The sequence below is a fragment of the Dolichospermum sp. DET69 genome (assembly GCA_017355425.1).
Classification (GTDB): domain Bacteria; phylum Cyanobacteriota; class Cyanobacteriia; order Cyanobacteriales; family Nostocaceae; genus Dolichospermum.
The window spans coordinates 923788-940945 of record CP070233.1 but is presented as its reverse complement, the minus strand read 5'-3'; the positions used below and the strand labels follow the sequence as shown (position 1 = coordinate 940945).

Here is a 17158-nt window from a genome sequence, read left to right as displayed (position 1 = left end):
AAAAATAAAATGAATATCCAACGTAAATATAGTTTGCCTAATTGTACCCTGCTCCTAGAAGGGTTAAGTGACATGACAAGGACAGCTAACTTTCAAGAACTGCGTCCCGAACTGTCTATATTAGTGAATGCAGAATGTTATTTATCCAGTTACCAACCTATAGCTGGGGGAAGGGAATTTTTTGAAAGCCTAGTTAGAGCAGTCAGCGCCTATGCTCAAGAAGTTTTAAGCAATATACCCAACCCCCAAAGCCAAAATCATAATTCAGAGTTAGTTGAATTACAAAAAATTGATACTAACAAACACAGATTAACAGTGCGCTCCGAAATGACAGGAGATAACCTGGGAGGAAACGCCAACCAAGCAGCACAATCAACCATTCAAATCGTCCTCAACACAGTCCAATTATTTGATTTAGTTGAAGCCGTAGATCAGTTTTTTGCTGATAGCCAGACCTTACCAGAATTATGCCTAGAACTACACCCAGTTAATCGCAGTTATGGTGGTTCAAGTCAAACCTTACTCAAACAAGCAATACCAGCTACCGTAGGTGTATCTAGCCTAGCTGTAGCTGCATTAGCTTTTAGCTTAATTCCTGCACCCCAAGTTCGTCCACCTCAAGTCAAACCAGAAACACAGTCCAGCACTGACCTACCCTTAATTACACCCACAGCATCACCCTCCATTACACCCGCAGCCCCAGTAACTCCCACAAGCACACCTACACCTACAGTATCAGCAACCCCCGTTACCAGTGATTTAGAGGCACTTTTAAAGACAGTTCCAGAAATAACAGATCCATCTAAGTTACGGGCATTAAGTCGCCAAGTTTATAATCAAATTCATCCAGCTTGGACAAATCGCTCCGAAATGCCTGATGATTTAGTCTATCGTTTAGGTATCGCTGCCGATGGTAGCATCGTTGGTTATAAAGCGGTAAATCAGAAAGCTAGTGACGCAATAGATAAAACACCACTGCCTAAACTCCTTTATAATCCGGCGAATCGTGTCCAGAATGAACCTATTGCTCAATTTAAAGTCGTATTTACCCAAAAAGGGGTTCTAGAAATTAGTCCCTGGCTAGGATACGCTAAAACACCAGAAGTAACCGGCGAAAAAATTACTGATACCAGTAAAATCAAGGATTTAAATCAAAAGCTGTATAGTACAATTCGTCAAAATTGGAGTGTTACTCCTACTTTTTCCAAAAACTTGAAATATCGAGTAGCTGTGAATAAAGAAGGTGTGATTGCTGACTATGAACCACTCAATCAAGTTGCTTTTGACTATTTTCGAGAAACACCTTTACCCCAGATGTTCCAATCAGTTTATGGCTCAAATATAGCTGCACCAGATAATAAAGAAGCTCTAGCTCACTTTCAAGTAATATTCACCCCTAAAGGTGAATTAGAAGTCACACCTTGGAAAGGATATAAATAGTGTCAGTTGTCAGTTGTCAGTTGTTCGTTGTCAATTGTCAGTTGTCAGTTGTTAGTTGTTCGTTGTTAGTTGTTCGTTGTTTTTTTCTGACCACTGACCACTGACCACTGACTACTGACCACTGACAATTGACCACTGACTACTGACTACTGACCACTGACCACTGACCACTGACTACTGACCACTGACTAAATTAAAAATTATCTGGAGACATATCAGACATCCCACCTTCACCATCACGCTTAGAACCTAGTAAATCAAGTTGATCTACGTGAATAACTGGACTAGAACGGGTTACTCCGCTTTGGCGATCGCTCCAGGAATCAAACTTCAAAGCACCTTTAACCCCAATCAAGCTGCCTTTACGGACATAATTACCCGCAACTTCGGCCGTTTTGCCCCAGAGTTCCAGATTAAACCAGTCGGGCTGATCCCTATTCTTTGATCTTCTATTTACGGCTAGAGTCAATCTACACTTAACTGTACCAGACTCGAAATACTTCATATCTGGGTCGCCGCCTACACGGCCAACAAGAGTGACAACATTAATGCTCATGGCTTTTATTTTTTAGTATTTTTGTATTGTATTATTCAGTAATTCTATAATAACTAATTGTGAAAGCATTAAAAATATGTTATGATCCTCACAAATAACTCGCGCGAAAATTCAAAAAATACTTGGTATTTAAAAAAAATATACAGTTATACTGAGTTGTCTTGAGAAGATAGAACTTAAGATTCTTGAACCTAAAATTAAGATTGACAAAAACTAGCTAAAAAAATAGTCTAGTTTACACCGAATCAGGCAAGCAAACATCATAGAATCTATCAATATTAAATCTTATCTTTCTAGTCATAAGTAGCGTAAATAAGGGGCATAGAGAAGCGTGGGTCTTTTCAATTTAAATTTTCGTCCATCATGGGATATGGGTATCGACCTCGGTACAGCTAATACCCTAGTTTATGTGTCTGGTAAAGGAATTGTCCTGCAAGAACCTTCCGTCGTGGCCATTGATCAAAATCTCAAAGTGGCGATCGCAGTAGGAGAAGAAGCAAAAAAAATGCTCGGTCGCACACCAGGGAATGTTGTTGCCCTGCGTCCCTTGCGGGACGGTGTGATCGCTGACTTTGATACGGCTGAGTTGATGCTAAAAAGCTTTATTCTCCGGGTAAACGAAGGTAGATCCCTAATGTCGCCCCGAATTGTCATTGGTATCCCCAGTGGTGTCACCGGAGTAGAAAGACGGGCTGTCATGGACGCAGCTACCCAAGCCGGAGCTAGGGAAGTATTTTTGATTGATGAACCAGTTGCAGCGGCAATTGGTGCGGGATTGCCCGTTGCCGAACCTACTGGTAACATGATTATTGATATCGGTGGGGGAACAACAGAGGTAGCGGTATTAAGTCTTCAAGGTACAGTAATCAGCGAATCAGTTCGCATTGCGGGAGATGAATTAACCGAAGCGATTACTCAGTATATGAAGAAAGTTCATAATCTGGTCATTGGTGAACGGACTGCCGAAGATATTAAAATTAAAATTGGTTCTGCCTATCCCACTGCAGATGATAATGATAGTGTAATGGAAGTCCGCGGCTTGCATCTACTTTCTGGTTTACCCAGGACTGTAACTATCAAAGGCCCGGAAATTCGGGAAAGTATGGTAGAGCCTCTAGCCATAATCATCGAAGCAGTGAGGCGGACACTAGAACGGACACCACCAGAACTGGCAGCAGATATTATTGATCGGGGTATTATGTTGGCAGGGGGTGGTGCATTGCTTAAAGGTATGGATACATTAATTAGTCACGAGACAGGTCTTGTTACCCATATCGCGGCGGATCCTTTAAGCTGTGTAGTGTTAGGAACAGGTCGTGTATTAGAAAACTTCAAGCAGTTGGAGAGAGTATTCAGCGGGCGTTCTCGCAATATGTAGTAGTAATTGTTCTAACCACTTTGTCCCTTGCTATAAGTTAGAAATATGTGGGTTCTTTATTTATTGATAACTATAGAATCCATTATTTTATTTTCAGCAGAAGTACAAGGAAGTTGAGTCGAAAATTTGCGGATAGAGATCGCGTAAGTGCTGACTTGTCAGGTCGCAAAAAATGGAACTAGTACAGCACGGCGTAAATAAAACAACCATTCTCAATCGCCAAAAAGCTTACGCCATATTATTTTTGACTTTTGACTTTTGACTTTTGACTTTCGCCTTGCGGTACTAGGCTATATTTCTATAACTCTTGAATAATTTATAAAAATATATACAGGTATATTATGTTTGCTATTAAACGTTGGTGGGAATACAAAGGATTACAAGTAGGCTTATTAGCTCTAGTCCTAGGTAGTGCTTGGACACTCAGAGAAACTAAAGGGGCATTGTTACGCGAGATTTATCAAGGAATTACCAGCCCATTACAGATGCTACAGTCAGGAGCGATTCCTGAGCAAAGTATTAGAGATGCAAGATTTTTGGAGTTACAGACTCGCATCGTCGATCTAGAAAGTCAAAACCAAAAATTAAAAAGTTTACTGAGTTACGTAGAAAAAGAAACCTTGCCACAAAAGCCAATTATAGCCCGGGTAGTGGGACGTAGTGCTGATCATTGGTGGCAACAGGTGATTTTGAATCGGGGGACTGCATCAGGTATTCAAGAAGGTTCTATTGTTAAAGCTGATGGTGGATTAGTCGGTTTAGTAGAAAGTGTTACCACTAATACTAGCAGTGTGTTGTTAATTAGTGATTTAAAAAGTCAAGTGGGCGTAACTATCAGCCGTACCTCAGCTAAAGGAATTTTGCAAGGTGATGCTTCTGCTGAAGGGGTGTTAGAGTTTTATGAAAAAGTTCCTAATGTTAAAGTAGGCGATTTGGTATCTACATCTACTTATAGTCAGAAGTTCCCGGCTGGTTTAGCCATAGGCAAAATTAAGTCGTTGGATTTAAAGAAACTTCCCGCATCAATAGCGAAAATAGAGTTATTTCCGCCAATTCGGTATTTAGATTGGGTAACTGTTTATCCTCAACCAGAGAAACAAGATTTAGAAACTCCAACTGTGTCTAAATAATGGAGTTAGAATTGAATTGTATTTAAGCTGTAGCGAAAACAATCAAGGCTACAGCGACACTTCGATACTTCGACAAGCTCTGTTACCACGAAGCATAGCTTGCTTCCCGCCCTGCGAGTGCAAAATATTGATTTCTATGTCATTATTACAGGGTAGGTGTAACCCAATTAAATGCTCCAAATGCAGCCTACGAAAAAACAAATATTAAAACCAAAGAACCTTGGGGCGCACGGAGTAGGGGCGTATAGCAATATGCCCCTACTCAGTAAATGTCTTCAAAAAAGAGTCGCCCAGAAACCCACACTCACTTGAGAGGGAGTTTGTGGAGTCCGTCACTTAAGTAGGGGCGTATAGCAATACGCCCCTACTATCTCTTGTTCAAGATTATGTTACTGATTAGTTTAAGTACAATACTTTTATTGATTCAGAACCCTATTCGATTGCTAAAAACTTCAAATTTATGACTTAAATGAGCATCTTATCCGTTTTTTGCCTATTTTTTAATTTCCATCCAACTCATACTGGTATATTCGCCGGACAAAAATTATATACAGATACAACCCCATATTTATGTAGCTGAACCCGCCTCTGTGATAGCAGATCAGGTTAGTTGTCATAAAAATTTATATTTGGAGTCATTAACTTATTCAGACTAGTGTAATAGAGTATTATTCAAATAATAGTAGACTGCGGCGTAAATAAACTAACCATTCCAAATCTCACCAAAAGCCTATTCTGTATTCGTTTTGACTATCCTAGATGCGTATCCTCAATAGTCTTCTCTCTCCTGAAGCATTGATAATTCTCTTAAATCATCCCTATAGTTGATGAAAAAATCTATTGATGAGATTATCCTATTCCCTAACCAAAATCCTATACATACCTCTTTAGGAGTAAAATTGGATATCATCTACTTCAGAATCCTGTTACTAGGTCAATTTTATTGGTAGATTTTGATCAGACAACATATTTACAAGTCCCGGAGGTGAAACAAGTTAAATAATTCGGATCTTAACTTGGATATTTTGTCCAAATTTTGGCTTTAAAAGAGGTAAGATAATGTTTATACATCATTATGTACTTTCAAGATATTAGCGAAATTACTACTTGATAATTGCTATAATCTATTATTCCCTCTAACATTCTTATCTATTATTAGGTGTAAATTTTTATGGGTTCTCCAATGAATCGTCTGTCTATTTTTGTAGACGGAAACAATATGTTCTATGCTCAACAAAAAAATGGTTGGTTTTTTGACCCCCGGCGCGTTTTAGAATACTTCAAATACGAACAGTCAGACACTACATTAATCAATGCTTTCTGGTACACTGGACTAAAAGACCCACAAGACCAAAGGGGTTTTCGAGATGCACTCATCAGTTTGGGATATACAGTCCGCACCAAAATCCTCAAAGAGTATTATGATGATGCTTCCGGTCGTTACTCCCAAAAAGCGAATTTAGATATTGAAATTGTCGTTGATATGTTTAATACGGTAGATCAATATGACCGAGTTGTATTATTCAGCGGAGATGGTGATTTTGAAAGAGCTATCGAACTATTACGCTCAAAAAATACCCATATTACGGTAGTATCAACTGAAGGCATGATTGCTAGAGAATTACGTAATGCTACTGATAGATATATAGATTTGAACGATATTAGAGAGAGAATAGAAAAAACTGACGGTTAATTACCTGAGTATTTATTTACAAATCTCCAAGTTAAAATATAAGCTTCACAGTTCTAACTATTTTATCAAGAAAGAATTTAGGAATTAGCAGTCAGTCATGATCATAAGTTTTATATGACTGACAAATCAAACCAGATTTGATTAATTCTAATTCCGTTATTTTCTTTTATTCAGCCCACTCTCAAAACTAAACGAGGTTAAGCTAATGAGCAAACAAGCCGATAGAATTATCATCTTTGACACAACATTGCGTGATGGAGAACAGTGTCCAGGAGCAACTCTCAACATAGACGAAAAACTAGTTATTGCTAAACAACTAGCACGTTTAGGAGTAGATATTATTGAGGCTGGATTTGCTTTCGCTAGTCCTGGGGATTTTGAAGCAGTTAGCAAAATTGCCCAAACTGTGGGAACAGAAAATGGTCCCGTGATTTGTAGTTTGGCCAGAGCCAGACATGATGATATTAAAGCCGCAGCAGCAGCCATTAAACCTGCTGCTAAAGGCAGAATTCATACTTTTATTGCTACTTCTGATATTCACCTGCAATATAAGTTAAAAAAGACCAGACCAGAAGTAATTGCGATCGCTGAAGAAATGGTCGCTTATGCCAAAACCTTCACCGATGATGTAGAATTTTCTCCTGAAGATGCCGGACGATCTGATCCTGAATTTTTGTATCAAGTTTTGGAAAGAGCGATCGCGGCTGGGGCAACAACTGTGAATATTCCTGATACCGTAGGTTACACTACTCCCAGCGAATTTGGGGCCATCATTAAAGGCATTATTGCCAATGTCCCCAACATTGATAAAGCCATTATTTCGGTTCACGGCCATAATGATTTGGGTTTAGCAGTTGCTAACTTTTTAGAAGCTGTGAAAAATGGCGCTCGTCAACTAGAATGCACCATCAATGGGATTGGAGAAAGAGCCGGAAATGCAGCTTTAGAAGAATTAGTCATGGCTTTGCACGTCCGCAGACAATATTTCAATCCTTTCTTGGGACGCGCTGAAAATTCGGAAGCACCACTCACCAATATTGACACCAAACAAATCTATAAAACCTCCCGTTTGGTTTCCAATTTAACAGGAATGTTGGTGCAACCAAATAAGGCTATTGTGGGTGCAAATGCGTTCGCACATGAATCTGGTATTCATCAAGATGGAGTTTTGAAAAATAAACTCACTTATGAGATTATGGATGCCCAAATAATTGGTTTATCAGACAATCAAATAGTATTGGGTAAACATTCTGGCAGAAATGCTTTTCGTACCCGTTTGAAAGAATTGGGTTTTGAACTATCAGAAACCGAACTGAATAAAGCCTTTGTCAAATTCAAAGACGTAGCCGATAAAAAGAAAGAAATCTCTGATTGGGATTTGGAAGCCATTGTCAATGATGAAATCCAACAAGCACCAGAGTTATTTCGAGTTGAGTTGGTACAGGTTTCCTGTGGTAGTAATACCCAACCTACCGCTACTGTGACACTCCGCACTCCCGACGGGGAAGAATTAACTGATGCAGCTATTGGTACAGGTCCTGTAGATGCAGTTTACAAAGCTATCAATCGAGTAGTTAATGTACCGAATGAGTTGATTGAGTTTTCTGTGCAATCTGTCACCGGGGGAATTGATGCTTTGGGAGAAGTGACAATTCGTTTACGTCATGAATCCCGTGTATTTTCAGGTCATGCAGCCAATACAGATATTATTGTCGCATCGGCTCAGGCTTATGTGAATGCACTGAATAGATTGTATGCAGCTTTGCACAAGGAAGTTAAAGAAAAAGTAACAGCATAGAGGATGTAGAGACGTTTCATGAAACGTCTCTATTTTTGAATCAATTCCAGCGACTGAGATAAAATTTCTTGTTCATTAACCATAGCTGCTAATTCTTCGGTTTCATAACGTCCTTCAAAAGCTTCTAGCGCCGCTCTTTTTAGTGCTACTTGATATCCTTGTTGGAGAATTTCCATTAATTCTGTTTGATTCAAGTAAACACCTCCAGATTTGCGGCGCTTGTTAATTTTATTGATTTCCCGCATTGCATTTTCTATGGAAAGTTCCCAAGAACGGGTGGAACGTTTTTCAGCTTTTTGTTTGATTAAATGAATGAGGAGAATTACGCCATAACTATCAATTTTATTGATTTTATCACTGAGGCTCATTTCTTCTAATTCATCCACTAACAGTAAAGCTTCATTGATTTTTCCTTGTTCTAGGAGTTGTTTAATTTCTAGTAGTTCTTCCATGTTAAATTTGATAATTTTGGGTTTATTGAGATTTATCTATCTAGCCTAAAACACCCTATAGAACTTTGATTTATACAAAATTTAATTTCTCTAATTATACATTATTTACCGATTATTAAAATAGTTCAAGTTGCTGACTTTTAGTTTTATATTTTTGTCTGTTTAAATTATATTTATCTACTATGTGTTCTGGAATGGGAACTTTATCAAGATTACGAGGCTCAACTTTAATTGCTCCAGAACCATAGCTTTTGCCTACAAGTCTGAGATTTTGAATTGTTTCAGGATCATTCAAAGCTTCACAAAGATTAGTGATATATAGTTCATCATCATAAATAGGATAAATACATAGAAAACTTGTTAATGGTACAACACCAGCCTCATTTTTAATAAACCTGGAATTTCTCCTACCAAGATAAGCAAATAATATCGGTGGCACTTCTCTATATTCCATTTTATACCACAATTTACGTTGTTTAATCAGGGGACGGTTAGGAAGACCTAATTTTTCACCTTCTTGAAGATATTTAGCAACTGATTCAGGGATATCATCATTACTATTTATTGAAAGTAAAATTGTTGGACGGTTATTTTCTTGTAGTTTTTTGATATCTTCAATAGTTAATTTATCTCCTGTTACATCTTTTGTTCGTCCAATTGCGAGTTTAAGAAATTCTTTGGGAATTGCCAGTTCTTCTACCTGTTGTGTTGTTAAAAAAAAGAAATCATTCGCTCCTGTAGCAATACCACGGATCACTTTTGCAAAATCATTGAGGTGATATTTACAATTAGAATTATTGTGTTCAGGTCTTGATAAACCTGTTGCTAATGCTTCTTTTAAATCTCGATTATCAATTTCTAGGGTTATATAATTTGTATCTGTAAAATCCGATTTAACAAAATTGAAAAGTTCTTCATTAGCTTCATTAGCCTTTATCCATTTAATCGTCTGGACAGGTTCAGATTTCTTAATAAAAAAAATAATCGCATTAGTATCAACCTTTGGAAAAGGTGTCGCATTTTCATGAAATGTAACAACGCATTCAAGACAATAATTTTTAGTAATCCATTGCCACAGTTTTTGAGAAAAAATTCCTTCACAAGTATCAGCAGGCATGATAAAAGCTAATCTTCCATTTTTATCAAGTAAATTTAATGCCTGGATAAAAAAGTAAATATGATAACCTGCTCTACCATCAATTGTAAAACCTGTAATTTTTATAAAAAGCTCTTTTAGAAATTGTTTCATCTTTTCATCAATGCGGTGATGTCTGATGTAAGGTGGATTAGCTATAATTGCGTTAAACTTTTTCTGTGGAGGATTTTTAATAAAATCACGTATTTCTACAAAGCAATTATTTTTGTGATAAATTTCATCTTCTAAAACATATTCATCTATATCAATTCCATAATAATTAATAGAGGGATTTGTTTGTAATAAAGCATTTAAAAAAGCTCCTTTTCCAGCAGCGGGATCAAACACTAAATTTGTATCTTTTACTATATAGGAAACCATTGCTTTTGTCACCCATTCTGGTGTCCAAAATTGACCTTTATCACGTAATTTTTCTCTTTCTTGCCAGTTATTAGGTAGTTTTTGATGAATCATAATTTATTAAAGGTTATTGAGAATTTTTAAAGCATCTTCGTTAATCTGAAGTGATCCTCCTACAAATTTTACATAAGGTAAAATATGTCCATTTTTGTCTTCGATATAATTAGGTACTAAAGTGGGTCGCTCTGTTGAAATTCCTAGAGGATAAGCATAATGATAATAAAATTTGTAAATGGCTTTTTTAGTTGTTGCTCCACCTGGAGCTTGAAAGGTTTGAATTGTTGGCTCAATTAAACCTTCTTTGACAAGGTGTTCAGCCTGATCAAGAGATAACCCATAAGCTTTATCAAAAAAAACGTGCCAAATGTGGATAGGAATTTTATTTTCTATTTGCCATTTATGTAATGGAATCCGATCTTCTTCTTTAATAATTACTGTTGGTAAAACAGCACTTTTAGACAATCCTATTTTACCTCCAAGTCTTTTTTGAGGTTTCATTTCTTTATTATAATCAGGCATTTTTTCGGCAACCCAAAGTGAATTTTCACATTCAACAGCTATAAGTGATTTTTTAATCAGAGGTTGTAGTTCATTTTCAACTATAAAAGGTAATTCTTCACTACCACCAATATCTTTTAAGAAATCATCAACATAGGATTTTTCTTCTATTTTAAAAATCAATAAATCAGGACGTTTTATTTTCCCCAGTCCAGCAGCTTCTAGTCTTTCAAAGTAAAGTTCAAATGCCCTTACGTCATCTGTAGGGGCTGTTCCGCTTGGTCCATAAGGAATTGCATAAAACTCATTAGTCTGATTAATGGCATCAGTTAAGCGTTTTTCACTCCAAACACCTTGAGACCAACGCATCAAAAAATCACTGCCCCTTAAACGTCTTGGATTTAACCAAAAGTCAGCCCAACTAATTTCGTTTATACATTTTAATTCAAGTTCAATATTTTCTTTCGATACTGATAAAACTTCTTCAAAGGGGTGCATTAATTATACCTTTAATTCAAAAATTATGTTTACTGGATTTTACACTAAATCTTTGTTCATAAAAATTTAATCCAGTAGAAATATGATTATTACCATACTTTACTTAGTTGTGTAAATAACTTTTGTAAAATTTAGATAATTTTTTAGTATATATCCAGTACATTACCTCTGCACCTTGGAATCGTAAAGAAATACAACGTCCACCAGGATACAAAGGTGTAGGTACTGCATTATTGAGATATGCACGACTCAGAAGTGTAGAGTTAGGTTATGGTGGAAGAATTGGACTGCATTCACTTCCAACTGCGGAACGATTTTATGAAAACCAAAATATGCTCAATCTTGGTATTGATGAAGAATACGAGAATCTTACCTATTTTGAATATGGTATGTTACGACTACAAAAATGATCCACGGAGTAATTATGAATAATAACCAAAATGTAGCTGAAGCTATTAATTTACTTTTTAACCCAGTATCCCTTCAAGAAGCAATTCAAATTGAAGATGAAACCGACTGCGACGTGACAGCAGGATTAGATTGGGGTTTAGCAATTCCCGCTTTATTACAAAATCCTGGAATGTTTGGAAGAATGACACAGTTGCGCGTATCACTCAACCGAGAACTGCGGTTACTCATAAAAGAATGGAATTTGGGTATAGGGGAAAAAACGGCTTTAGAAGTAGCACAAAAACGCTTGATTCAAAGACTACAATTACCCCAACCTGTGGCTTTATCAGCACTGCAAGATATTTTAAAGCAAGATGAATTATATAATGTTGAAAAATTTATATCTAATCGGGATTTATTAAAGTCACTTTTGAGCATTTTATTATTAGCTAGTGATTGGGAAGAAATAGCTGTATCTGCTGCAAATTCAGTACAAGAACAGATATTTTATCAAATAGGAATTAATCAAATTTCCGCATAAAAATGTATTTCTTCCTTTGCGTCTTTGCTCCTTTGCATCTACCCTGCGGGATCTCTAAGAGAGATTGCGCGAAACAAAAACTGTAGTTCATTTACCTGAAAATAGCTATAAAAAGGTGCGTTAAGAACCTAATCCACGAAACTTTCAATGGCGAAAAATTAACCAATGTAGCAATAAGTATAAGATTGGTTTAAACTAAAGCTAGTTGCTAAATAAGGATATTTATGGAAAACAACTTGGATAAATATATTGAAGTCACTCCTGGGATTCGTAGTGGTAAGCCATGTATTACTGGTACTAGAATTACAGTTGCAGATGTGGCTATTATGTATCTTCGCATGGGACATTCCTTAGAAGAAATTGCTGGTAAATATCAGCTTTCATTAGGATCAGTTCATATAGCAATGGCATTTTACTATGAACATCGCCAAGAAATTGACCAGCAAATTGCTGATGCAGAAGCTTATGCTGAAGCCGAACGTCTCAATAGTCATTCGCTGTTACAGGAAAAACTCAATGCGATGAAAAAATATGCCTAAACGCATTCAATTTCACCTTGATGAAAATGTTGATCCTGATATTGCTTTATCTTTGAGACAGGCTGGTATTGATGTGACAACTACACAGAGTGTAAATCTTTTAGCAAAGAGTGATATAGTGCAGTTAAATTTTGCTAAGGAACAGTTTCGCGTGCTAGTTACCCACGATGATGATTTTCTGATTCTCAATCATCAAGGAATTGATCATAGTGGTATTGTTTATTGTCGTAAAGATATAAAATCAATTGGTTACATTATTCGGATGCTGATCTTGCTTTATGAAGTCGCTACTCTTGAGGAGATGAAAGGTAGAATTGAATATCTCTAAACAACTAAATAGCTGTAGTAAAAAGGTGCGTTAAAAACGCACCCCATAAAACATTAACTTTCAGTTTTAATCTTCCAACCAGGTTTAACTACTTGACGACTTCTTGCAATTACTAAAGAATCATCAGGGACATCTTCCGTCACCGTTGAACCTGCGGCTATGTAGACATCATTTCCCACCGTTATAGGTGCAACTAAAACACTATTAGAACCAGTTTTAGTGCGATCGCCTATAATTGTTTTATGCTTCTTCACACCGTCATAATTAGCGGTAATTGTCCCCGCACCGACATTGACCTGAGTTCCTGTTGTTGTATCACCCAAATATGATAAGTGTGCTACATTAGTGCGATCGCCTAATTGGGTATTTTTCAACTCCACAAAATTACCAATTCGACAATTAGCACCCACTTTCGCATGACCTCGCAAATGTGCATAAGGACCAATGCGAGTTCCTGCTTGCACCAAACTATCTGTAATTACAGAATATTGAACAGTGACATTTTCAGCTAATTCACTATTTTCAATTAAACTACCCGGACCAATCCGACTACCAGATTTGATCACCGTTTTTCCTCGCAAATGAGTTTGCGGTTCAATAATTACATCTGCTTGCAATTCCACCGTTTCATCAATAGTAATACTAGCAGGATCAATTAAAGTCACACCTGCTAACAACCATTTTTCCTTAATCCGTCTTTGTAAAATATCGTTAGCTGTCGCTAATTGCAATCTATCATTAATTCCCAAAATTTCTTGATTATCTTTCACGTCTACAGCCATAACTTTACCAACTTGAGTTACAGCGTCAGTCAGATAATATTCTTTTTGGGCATTATTAGCTTGTAATTGAGGCAAAAACTCCGCTAAATCTGGCCAACGGAAACAGTAAATACCAGCATTTACCCGGTCATTTTCTCTTTGGTTAGGAGTGCAATCTTTTTCCTCAACTATTTTTTGAACAATACCTTCACTGTTCCGAAAAACCCGTCCGTAACCTTGAGGATTTGCTAATTGTGCAGTGAGAATAGTACAGGAATTTTGATTTTCTTGATGAATTTGTAAGAGATTTTCTAAAGTTTTTGTCCGCAATAAGGGAGCATCACCATTTAAAATCAATAAATCCCCAGTGTAACCTTCTAAATGGGGAAGTAATTGTTGGATAGCATGACCTGTGCCTAATTGTACAGTCTGTTCTACAAACTCCACGCCCTGAATTGAATCCATAGCCCTTTTTACTTCCTGAGACTGATAACCAACAATCACTAATTTGCGTAATGGTGAAAGAGGTTCGACACTTTCAATAACACGCTCAACTAAAGATTTTCCACCCAAAGAATGTAAAACTTTGGGTAGATTAGACTTCATTCTTGTTCCTTTTCCTGCCGCGAGAATTGCTACAACAACCATAATTATGTATCAGTAAATTTGCGATAAATACTTTTTTGATTTACTCCCTTCCAGGTCAAATCATATCAGTTAATTATCGTTAACTGTTGGTCGTCAAGGCAAAATCTCCCATGTTGTATTAGATTGTTTGGCTGGAAAGAATAAATGCGGCAAATTTTTCTGTTAGTTCAGGATTACGCCAACCAGCATCAGCTTCTTTCCTCATTAGTGAAATTGCTACTTCTGAAGTCAAACCTTTTTTATAAGGTCTTTCACTAATCAAAGCATCGTAAATATCAATAATTTGAAATACTTGTACTATATAGGGTATTTCATGTTCTTTGATTCCATCTGGATAACCTGAACCGTCCCAGCGTTCATGGTGATGGCGGATAATAGGAAGTACACCTTTTATGCTAACCAGGGGCTGACAAATTCTTTCCCCAATTACAACGTGCTGCTTCATAATTTCCCATTCATCTGGAGTAAGTTTTCTATTTTTTAATAAAACTGCATCAGGAGTAGCTATCTTACCAATATCATGAAGATAGGCACCCCAATTCAAATTTCTAATTTCTAAAGGTGAAAGTTGCAAATATGCACCAAATTCAGAACCAATTTTCACCAGCCTTTCACAGTGATTACCTGTATTAGGATCACGACTACCAATAGCTACAGCAAAGAAAAGTAATAGTTGATCAGTACATTCTAAATTTGGATACTTTTCTAAAATATCTGATGTTTTAGAACTTATAGAATCGTAAGTATTTGTAGTCATATTATATTTAATTTCAGCAGATAACAGTGCTGCTACTTCCAACATTAAATTTACTTCTTGTGTCACGAAATTACTTCCTAGTTATTTGATAATTTACCGCAGGGCGAAATTAAAAATTAAAAGAACGGATTTTATAAGAAGTTTGTCAACTTTATAAATAGATAGACGGAAATAAATACCCAATAATATTCTCGTGGGGTGGGCATCCTGCCTGCCCATGTTATATTTAATTGTGCCTACCTACTTAATAGTTCGTTGACTTGTGCTGTTATATCTTGATTACATATTATATTGAATATATTAAAAATTATTACATCAATATTAATTTCAGTAAAGAGCTTATCTTTAACAATCCGTTAAATTTTCAGTAAATATACATAATGTGCCTTCAATCCCTATTTTAACCATCTTTTATGCCATCTTTTATGCCATTGTGAACTTGATTCCAGAGTAGATGCTTGTGCTTCCTGTTGTCGTCGGTTGAGTATCACTTCAGCAGTATCACTTAAGTTGGGATCTCGATAAGGAATAGCCGCACGAGTCAATAAATGTTCTGCTTCAACTTGGGAAAGAGGCGGCAAATAGAATATATTTGATTCTTCAGTATATTGGGGATGTCCAGCGATAGTTCCCGAAGTCCGTCTTCCTATCGGTGGAGTTGAACTGACCACCAAACCAGCAGCTAACAATGCAGTTCGTACAGCCGCAGCACAGGAATAAGTAGCCAGCAACCCATTTAAATGCAAACATTCTGATACTTTTTGGATAAATTCCACAGTCCATAATTGCGGACAATGTGGGGGTGAAAAGGGATCAAGAAAAATTGCATCTGCTTGAAAGCCTGATTCATGTACTTGTAAAATTAAGCTTCTAGCATCACCAATTAGTAAAGTAGCTTGCAGATGATCTATTTGGATTTGATGTTCAAAAGCTATTTGAGTTAATATTTTTATATACTTGTCGTCCCAACTATCAAATAAATGATAACTGATTGCTGCTATGGGTACTGCGGGATTTAGTTCTAAACCTATCACCTCCACATGACAACGAGGATTTACTTGCCAAATTGTCTGTAAAGCTGCTGCTGTATTGTATCCTAGACCATAACAAACATCTAGCAGCCGCACAAATCCCGTCTCTGCTAATATTGGTAGTCGAGTCGGAACAGCAAACTTCAGTAAACTCTCCTGTTTTGCTCCATAGTGACTATGAAACGCTTCATTAAATTCTGTGGAAAATAAAGTAAAAGAACCATCTTGTGTTTGTTGAGGTGTAAACATTTTGTCAGTTGTCGGTAGTCAGTTGTCAGTTGAAAGAAAAATATCTTCCCCAATTATCAATTACCCATGAGTAATCAATTTATTGTTTCTTCAGAATGGCTATTTGAAAATCTTCATCATCCTCAAGTTGTGATTGTTGATTGTCGGTTTTCTTTAGCTGATGTTCAATTAGGAAAACAACAGTATCAAACTAATCATATCCCAGGTGCTTACTATTTAGACTTAAATCAAGATTTATCTAGTCCTGTAGAAGAACATGGGGGCAGACACCCCTTACCAAATACCACAAAATTAGTAGAAAAGTTATCAGCCATTGGGGTGAACTCCCAAAAAACTTTAGTAGTAGCTTATGATGATTCTCGCTTTGCTTTTGCATCTCGTTTATGGTGGTTATTGCGGTATTTAGGACATAAGCAAGTAGCTGTTTTAAATGGTGGTTTTTCAGGTTGGCAAAAAGCAGGTTATTCTGTGACAGATGTAATACCTACTGCTGCAAGAGGAATATTTATTCCCCAATTACAAAAGGATCAAGTTGTAGATTTTACTTATGTAAAAAATCACAAAGATAATCCAAATGTAGTTTTGATAGACTCTAGGGAAGGGGAACGCTATCGGGGCGAAAAAGAACCAATTGATAAAATTGCTGGCCATATTCCCGGTGCTGTTAATTATCCTTGGCAAGAAGTAACTGATACTTCTGGTTCTGTACTTCCACAGTCAGAACAATCTCAACGTTGGCAAAACATAGATACCAGTAAAGAAATTTTAGTTTATTGTGGTTCTGGTGTGACAGCTTGTGTAAATTTACTTTCTTTAGCCATAGCTGGAATTCCCCCCGCTAAACTTTATGCTGGTAGTTGGAGTGATTGGATTAGTTATTAATCAGTTACGCTAGATTAAATCTGGGCAATCTGAC

At 36.8% G+C, this 17158-nt stretch carries 16 protein-coding genes and 1 pseudogene; 10 read left to right on the top strand and 7 right to left on the bottom strand.

Features of this window, described 5'->3' with window-relative positions:
* The first annotated feature begins 9 nt into the window (after positions 1-9).
* Positions 10-1440: a DUF4335 domain-containing protein gene (locus tag EZY12_04590; protein QSX68961.1), complete on the top strand. Its 1431-nt coding sequence runs from the start codon at positions 10-12 to the stop codon at positions 1438-1440.
* Between the two features lie 193 nt (positions 1441-1633).
* On the opposite strand, the gene EZY12_04585 is transcribed toward EZY12_04590, so the two are convergent.
* On the bottom strand, positions 1634-1996 hold the full coding sequence (locus EZY12_04585) for a single-stranded DNA-binding protein (GenBank protein ID QSX68960.1): 363 nt from the start codon (positions 1994-1996) through the stop codon (positions 1634-1636).
* 370 nt (positions 1997-2366) lie between these two features.
* Here EZY12_04585 and EZY12_04580 point away from each other — a divergent pair, with 370 nt between their 5' ends.
* From EZY12_04580 to EZY12_04565, 4 genes are all read left to right on the top strand, one after another.
* A complete protein-coding gene (locus EZY12_04580; protein QSX68959.1) occupies positions 2367-3374 on the top strand; it encodes a rod shape-determining protein in 1008 nt (335 codons plus the stop codon).
* Between the two features lie 341 nt (positions 3375-3715).
* A complete protein-coding gene (mreC, locus tag EZY12_04575; protein ID QSX68958.1) occupies positions 3716-4504 on the top strand; it encodes a rod shape-determining protein MreC in 789 nt (262 codons plus the stop codon).
* Between the two features lie 1171 nt (positions 4505-5675).
* Positions 5676-6197, top strand: a complete 522-nt coding sequence (locus tag EZY12_04570; protein QSX68957.1) for an NYN domain-containing protein — start codon at positions 5676-5678, stop codon at positions 6195-6197.
* A 205-nt stretch (positions 6198-6402) separates the two neighbouring features.
* Entirely contained in the window at positions 6403-7995 is a 1593-nt protein-coding gene (locus tag EZY12_04565; GenBank protein QSX68956.1) for a 2-isopropylmalate synthase, read from the top strand.
* A gap of 29 nt (positions 7996-8024) precedes the next feature.
* On the opposite strand, the gene EZY12_04560 is transcribed toward EZY12_04565, so the two are convergent.
* From EZY12_04560 to EZY12_04550, 3 genes are all read right to left on the bottom strand, one after another.
* On the bottom strand, positions 8025-8447 hold the full coding sequence (locus EZY12_04560) for a DUF29 family protein (GenBank protein ID QSX68955.1): 423 nt from the start codon (positions 8445-8447) through the stop codon (positions 8025-8027).
* A 115-nt stretch (positions 8448-8562) separates the two neighbouring features.
* The gene (locus EZY12_04555; GenBank protein ID QSX68954.1) at positions 8563-10056 is read right to left on the bottom strand and encodes an N-6 DNA methylase; all 1494 of its coding nucleotides are present in this window, start codon (positions 10054-10056) and stop codon (positions 8563-8565) included.
* 6 nt (positions 10057-10062) lie between these two features.
* On the bottom strand, positions 10063-10998 hold the full coding sequence (locus EZY12_04550; GenBank protein QSX68953.1) for an AccI family restriction endonuclease: 936 nt from the start codon (positions 10996-10998) through the stop codon (positions 10063-10065).
* Between the two features lie 143 nt (positions 10999-11141).
* On the opposite strand from EZY12_04550, the pseudogene EZY12_04545 reads away from it, so the two are divergent.
* The 4 genes and pseudogenes from EZY12_04545 (at position 11142) to EZY12_04530 (ending at position 12796) form a co-directional block, all read left to right on the top strand.
* Positions 11142-11408: pseudogene (locus EZY12_04545) on the top strand (GNAT family N-acetyltransferase).
* Between the two features lie 14 nt (positions 11409-11422).
* Positions 11423-11929 (top strand): hypothetical protein, encoded by a 507-nt coding sequence (locus EZY12_04540; protein ID QSX68952.1) that lies wholly within the window; start codon positions 11423-11425, stop codon positions 11927-11929.
* A 224-nt stretch (positions 11930-12153) separates the two neighbouring features.
* Positions 12154-12468: a DUF433 domain-containing protein gene (locus tag EZY12_04535; GenBank protein QSX68951.1), complete on the top strand. Its 315-nt coding sequence runs from the start codon at positions 12154-12156 to the stop codon at positions 12466-12468.
* On the top strand, positions 12461-12796 hold the full coding sequence (locus EZY12_04530) for a DUF5615 family PIN-like protein (protein ID QSX68950.1): 336 nt from the start codon (positions 12461-12463) through the stop codon (positions 12794-12796). Before EZY12_04535 ends, EZY12_04530 begins: the two co-directional genes overlap by 8 nt.
* 53 nt (positions 12797-12849) lie before the next feature.
* On the opposite strand, the gene glmU is transcribed toward EZY12_04530, so the two are convergent.
* The 3 genes from glmU to EZY12_04515 form a co-directional block, all read right to left on the bottom strand.
* Positions 12850-14205, bottom strand: coding sequence for a bifunctional UDP-N-acetylglucosamine diphosphorylase/glucosamine-1-phosphate N-acetyltransferase GlmU (glmU, locus tag EZY12_04525; protein QSX68949.1), 1356 nt, complete (start codon positions 14203-14205; stop codon positions 12850-12852).
* A 118-nt stretch (positions 14206-14323) separates the two neighbouring features.
* Positions 14324-15007: an HD domain-containing protein gene (locus EZY12_04520; GenBank protein QSX70511.1), complete on the bottom strand. Its 684-nt coding sequence runs from the start codon at positions 15005-15007 to the stop codon at positions 14324-14326.
* Positions 15008-15357: 350 nt separating this feature from the next.
* A complete protein-coding gene (locus EZY12_04515; protein ID QSX68948.1) occupies positions 15358-16242 on the bottom strand; it encodes a hypothetical protein in 885 nt (294 codons plus the stop codon).
* 66 nt (positions 16243-16308) lie between these two features.
* On the opposite strand from EZY12_04515, the gene EZY12_04510 reads away from it, so the two are divergent.
* A complete protein-coding gene (locus EZY12_04510; GenBank protein QSX68947.1) occupies positions 16309-17124 on the top strand; it encodes a sulfurtransferase in 816 nt (271 codons plus the stop codon).
* Positions 17125-17158 lie beyond the last annotated feature (34 nt).

Bases quoted from the DNA above. Each gene is read 5' to 3' on its own strand.
- EZY12_04590 (QSX68961.1), top strand. From the start codon at position 10: ATGAATATCCAACGTAAATATAGTTTGCCTAATTGTACCCTGCTCCTA.
- EZY12_04585 (QSX68960.1), bottom strand. From the start codon at position 1,996: ATGAGCATTAATGTTGTCACTCTTGTTGGCCGTGTAGGCGGCGACCCA.
- EZY12_04580 (QSX68959.1), top strand. From the start codon at position 2,367: ATGGGTATCGACCTCGGTACAGCTAATACCCTAGTTTATGTGTCTGGT.
- mreC (QSX68958.1), top strand. From the start codon at position 3,716: ATGTTTGCTATTAAACGTTGGTGGGAATACAAAGGATTACAAGTAGGC.
- EZY12_04570 (QSX68957.1), top strand. From the start codon at position 5,676: ATGGGTTCTCCAATGAATCGTCTGTCTATTTTTGTAGACGGAAACAAT.
- EZY12_04565 (QSX68956.1), top strand. From the start codon at position 6,403: ATGAGCAAACAAGCCGATAGAATTATCATCTTTGACACAACATTGCGT.
- EZY12_04560 (QSX68955.1), bottom strand. From the start codon at position 8,447: ATGGAAGAACTACTAGAAATTAAACAACTCCTAGAACAAGGAAAAATC.
- EZY12_04555 (QSX68954.1), bottom strand. From the start codon at position 10,056: ATGATTCATCAAAAACTACCTAATAACTGGCAAGAAAGAGAAAAATTA.
- EZY12_04550 (QSX68953.1), bottom strand. From the start codon at position 10,998: ATGCACCCCTTTGAAGAAGTTTTATCAGTATCGAAAGAAAATATTGAA.
- EZY12_04540 (QSX68952.1), top strand. From the start codon at position 11,423: ATGAATAATAACCAAAATGTAGCTGAAGCTATTAATTTACTTTTTAAC.
- EZY12_04535 (QSX68951.1), top strand. From the start codon at position 12,154: ATGGAAAACAACTTGGATAAATATATTGAAGTCACTCCTGGGATTCGT.
- EZY12_04530 (QSX68950.1), top strand. From the start codon at position 12,461: ATGCCTAAACGCATTCAATTTCACCTTGATGAAAATGTTGATCCTGAT.
- glmU (QSX68949.1), bottom strand. From the start codon at position 14,205: ATGGTTGTTGTAGCAATTCTCGCGGCAGGAAAAGGAACAAGAATGAAG.
- EZY12_04520 (QSX70511.1), bottom strand. From the start codon at position 15,007: ATGTTGGAAGTAGCAGCACTGTTATCTGCTGAAATTAAATATAATATG.
- EZY12_04515 (QSX68948.1), bottom strand. From the start codon at position 16,242: ATGTTTACACCTCAACAAACACAAGATGGTTCTTTTACTTTATTTTCC.
- EZY12_04510 (QSX68947.1), top strand. From the start codon at position 16,309: ATGAGTAATCAATTTATTGTTTCTTCAGAATGGCTATTTGAAAATCTT.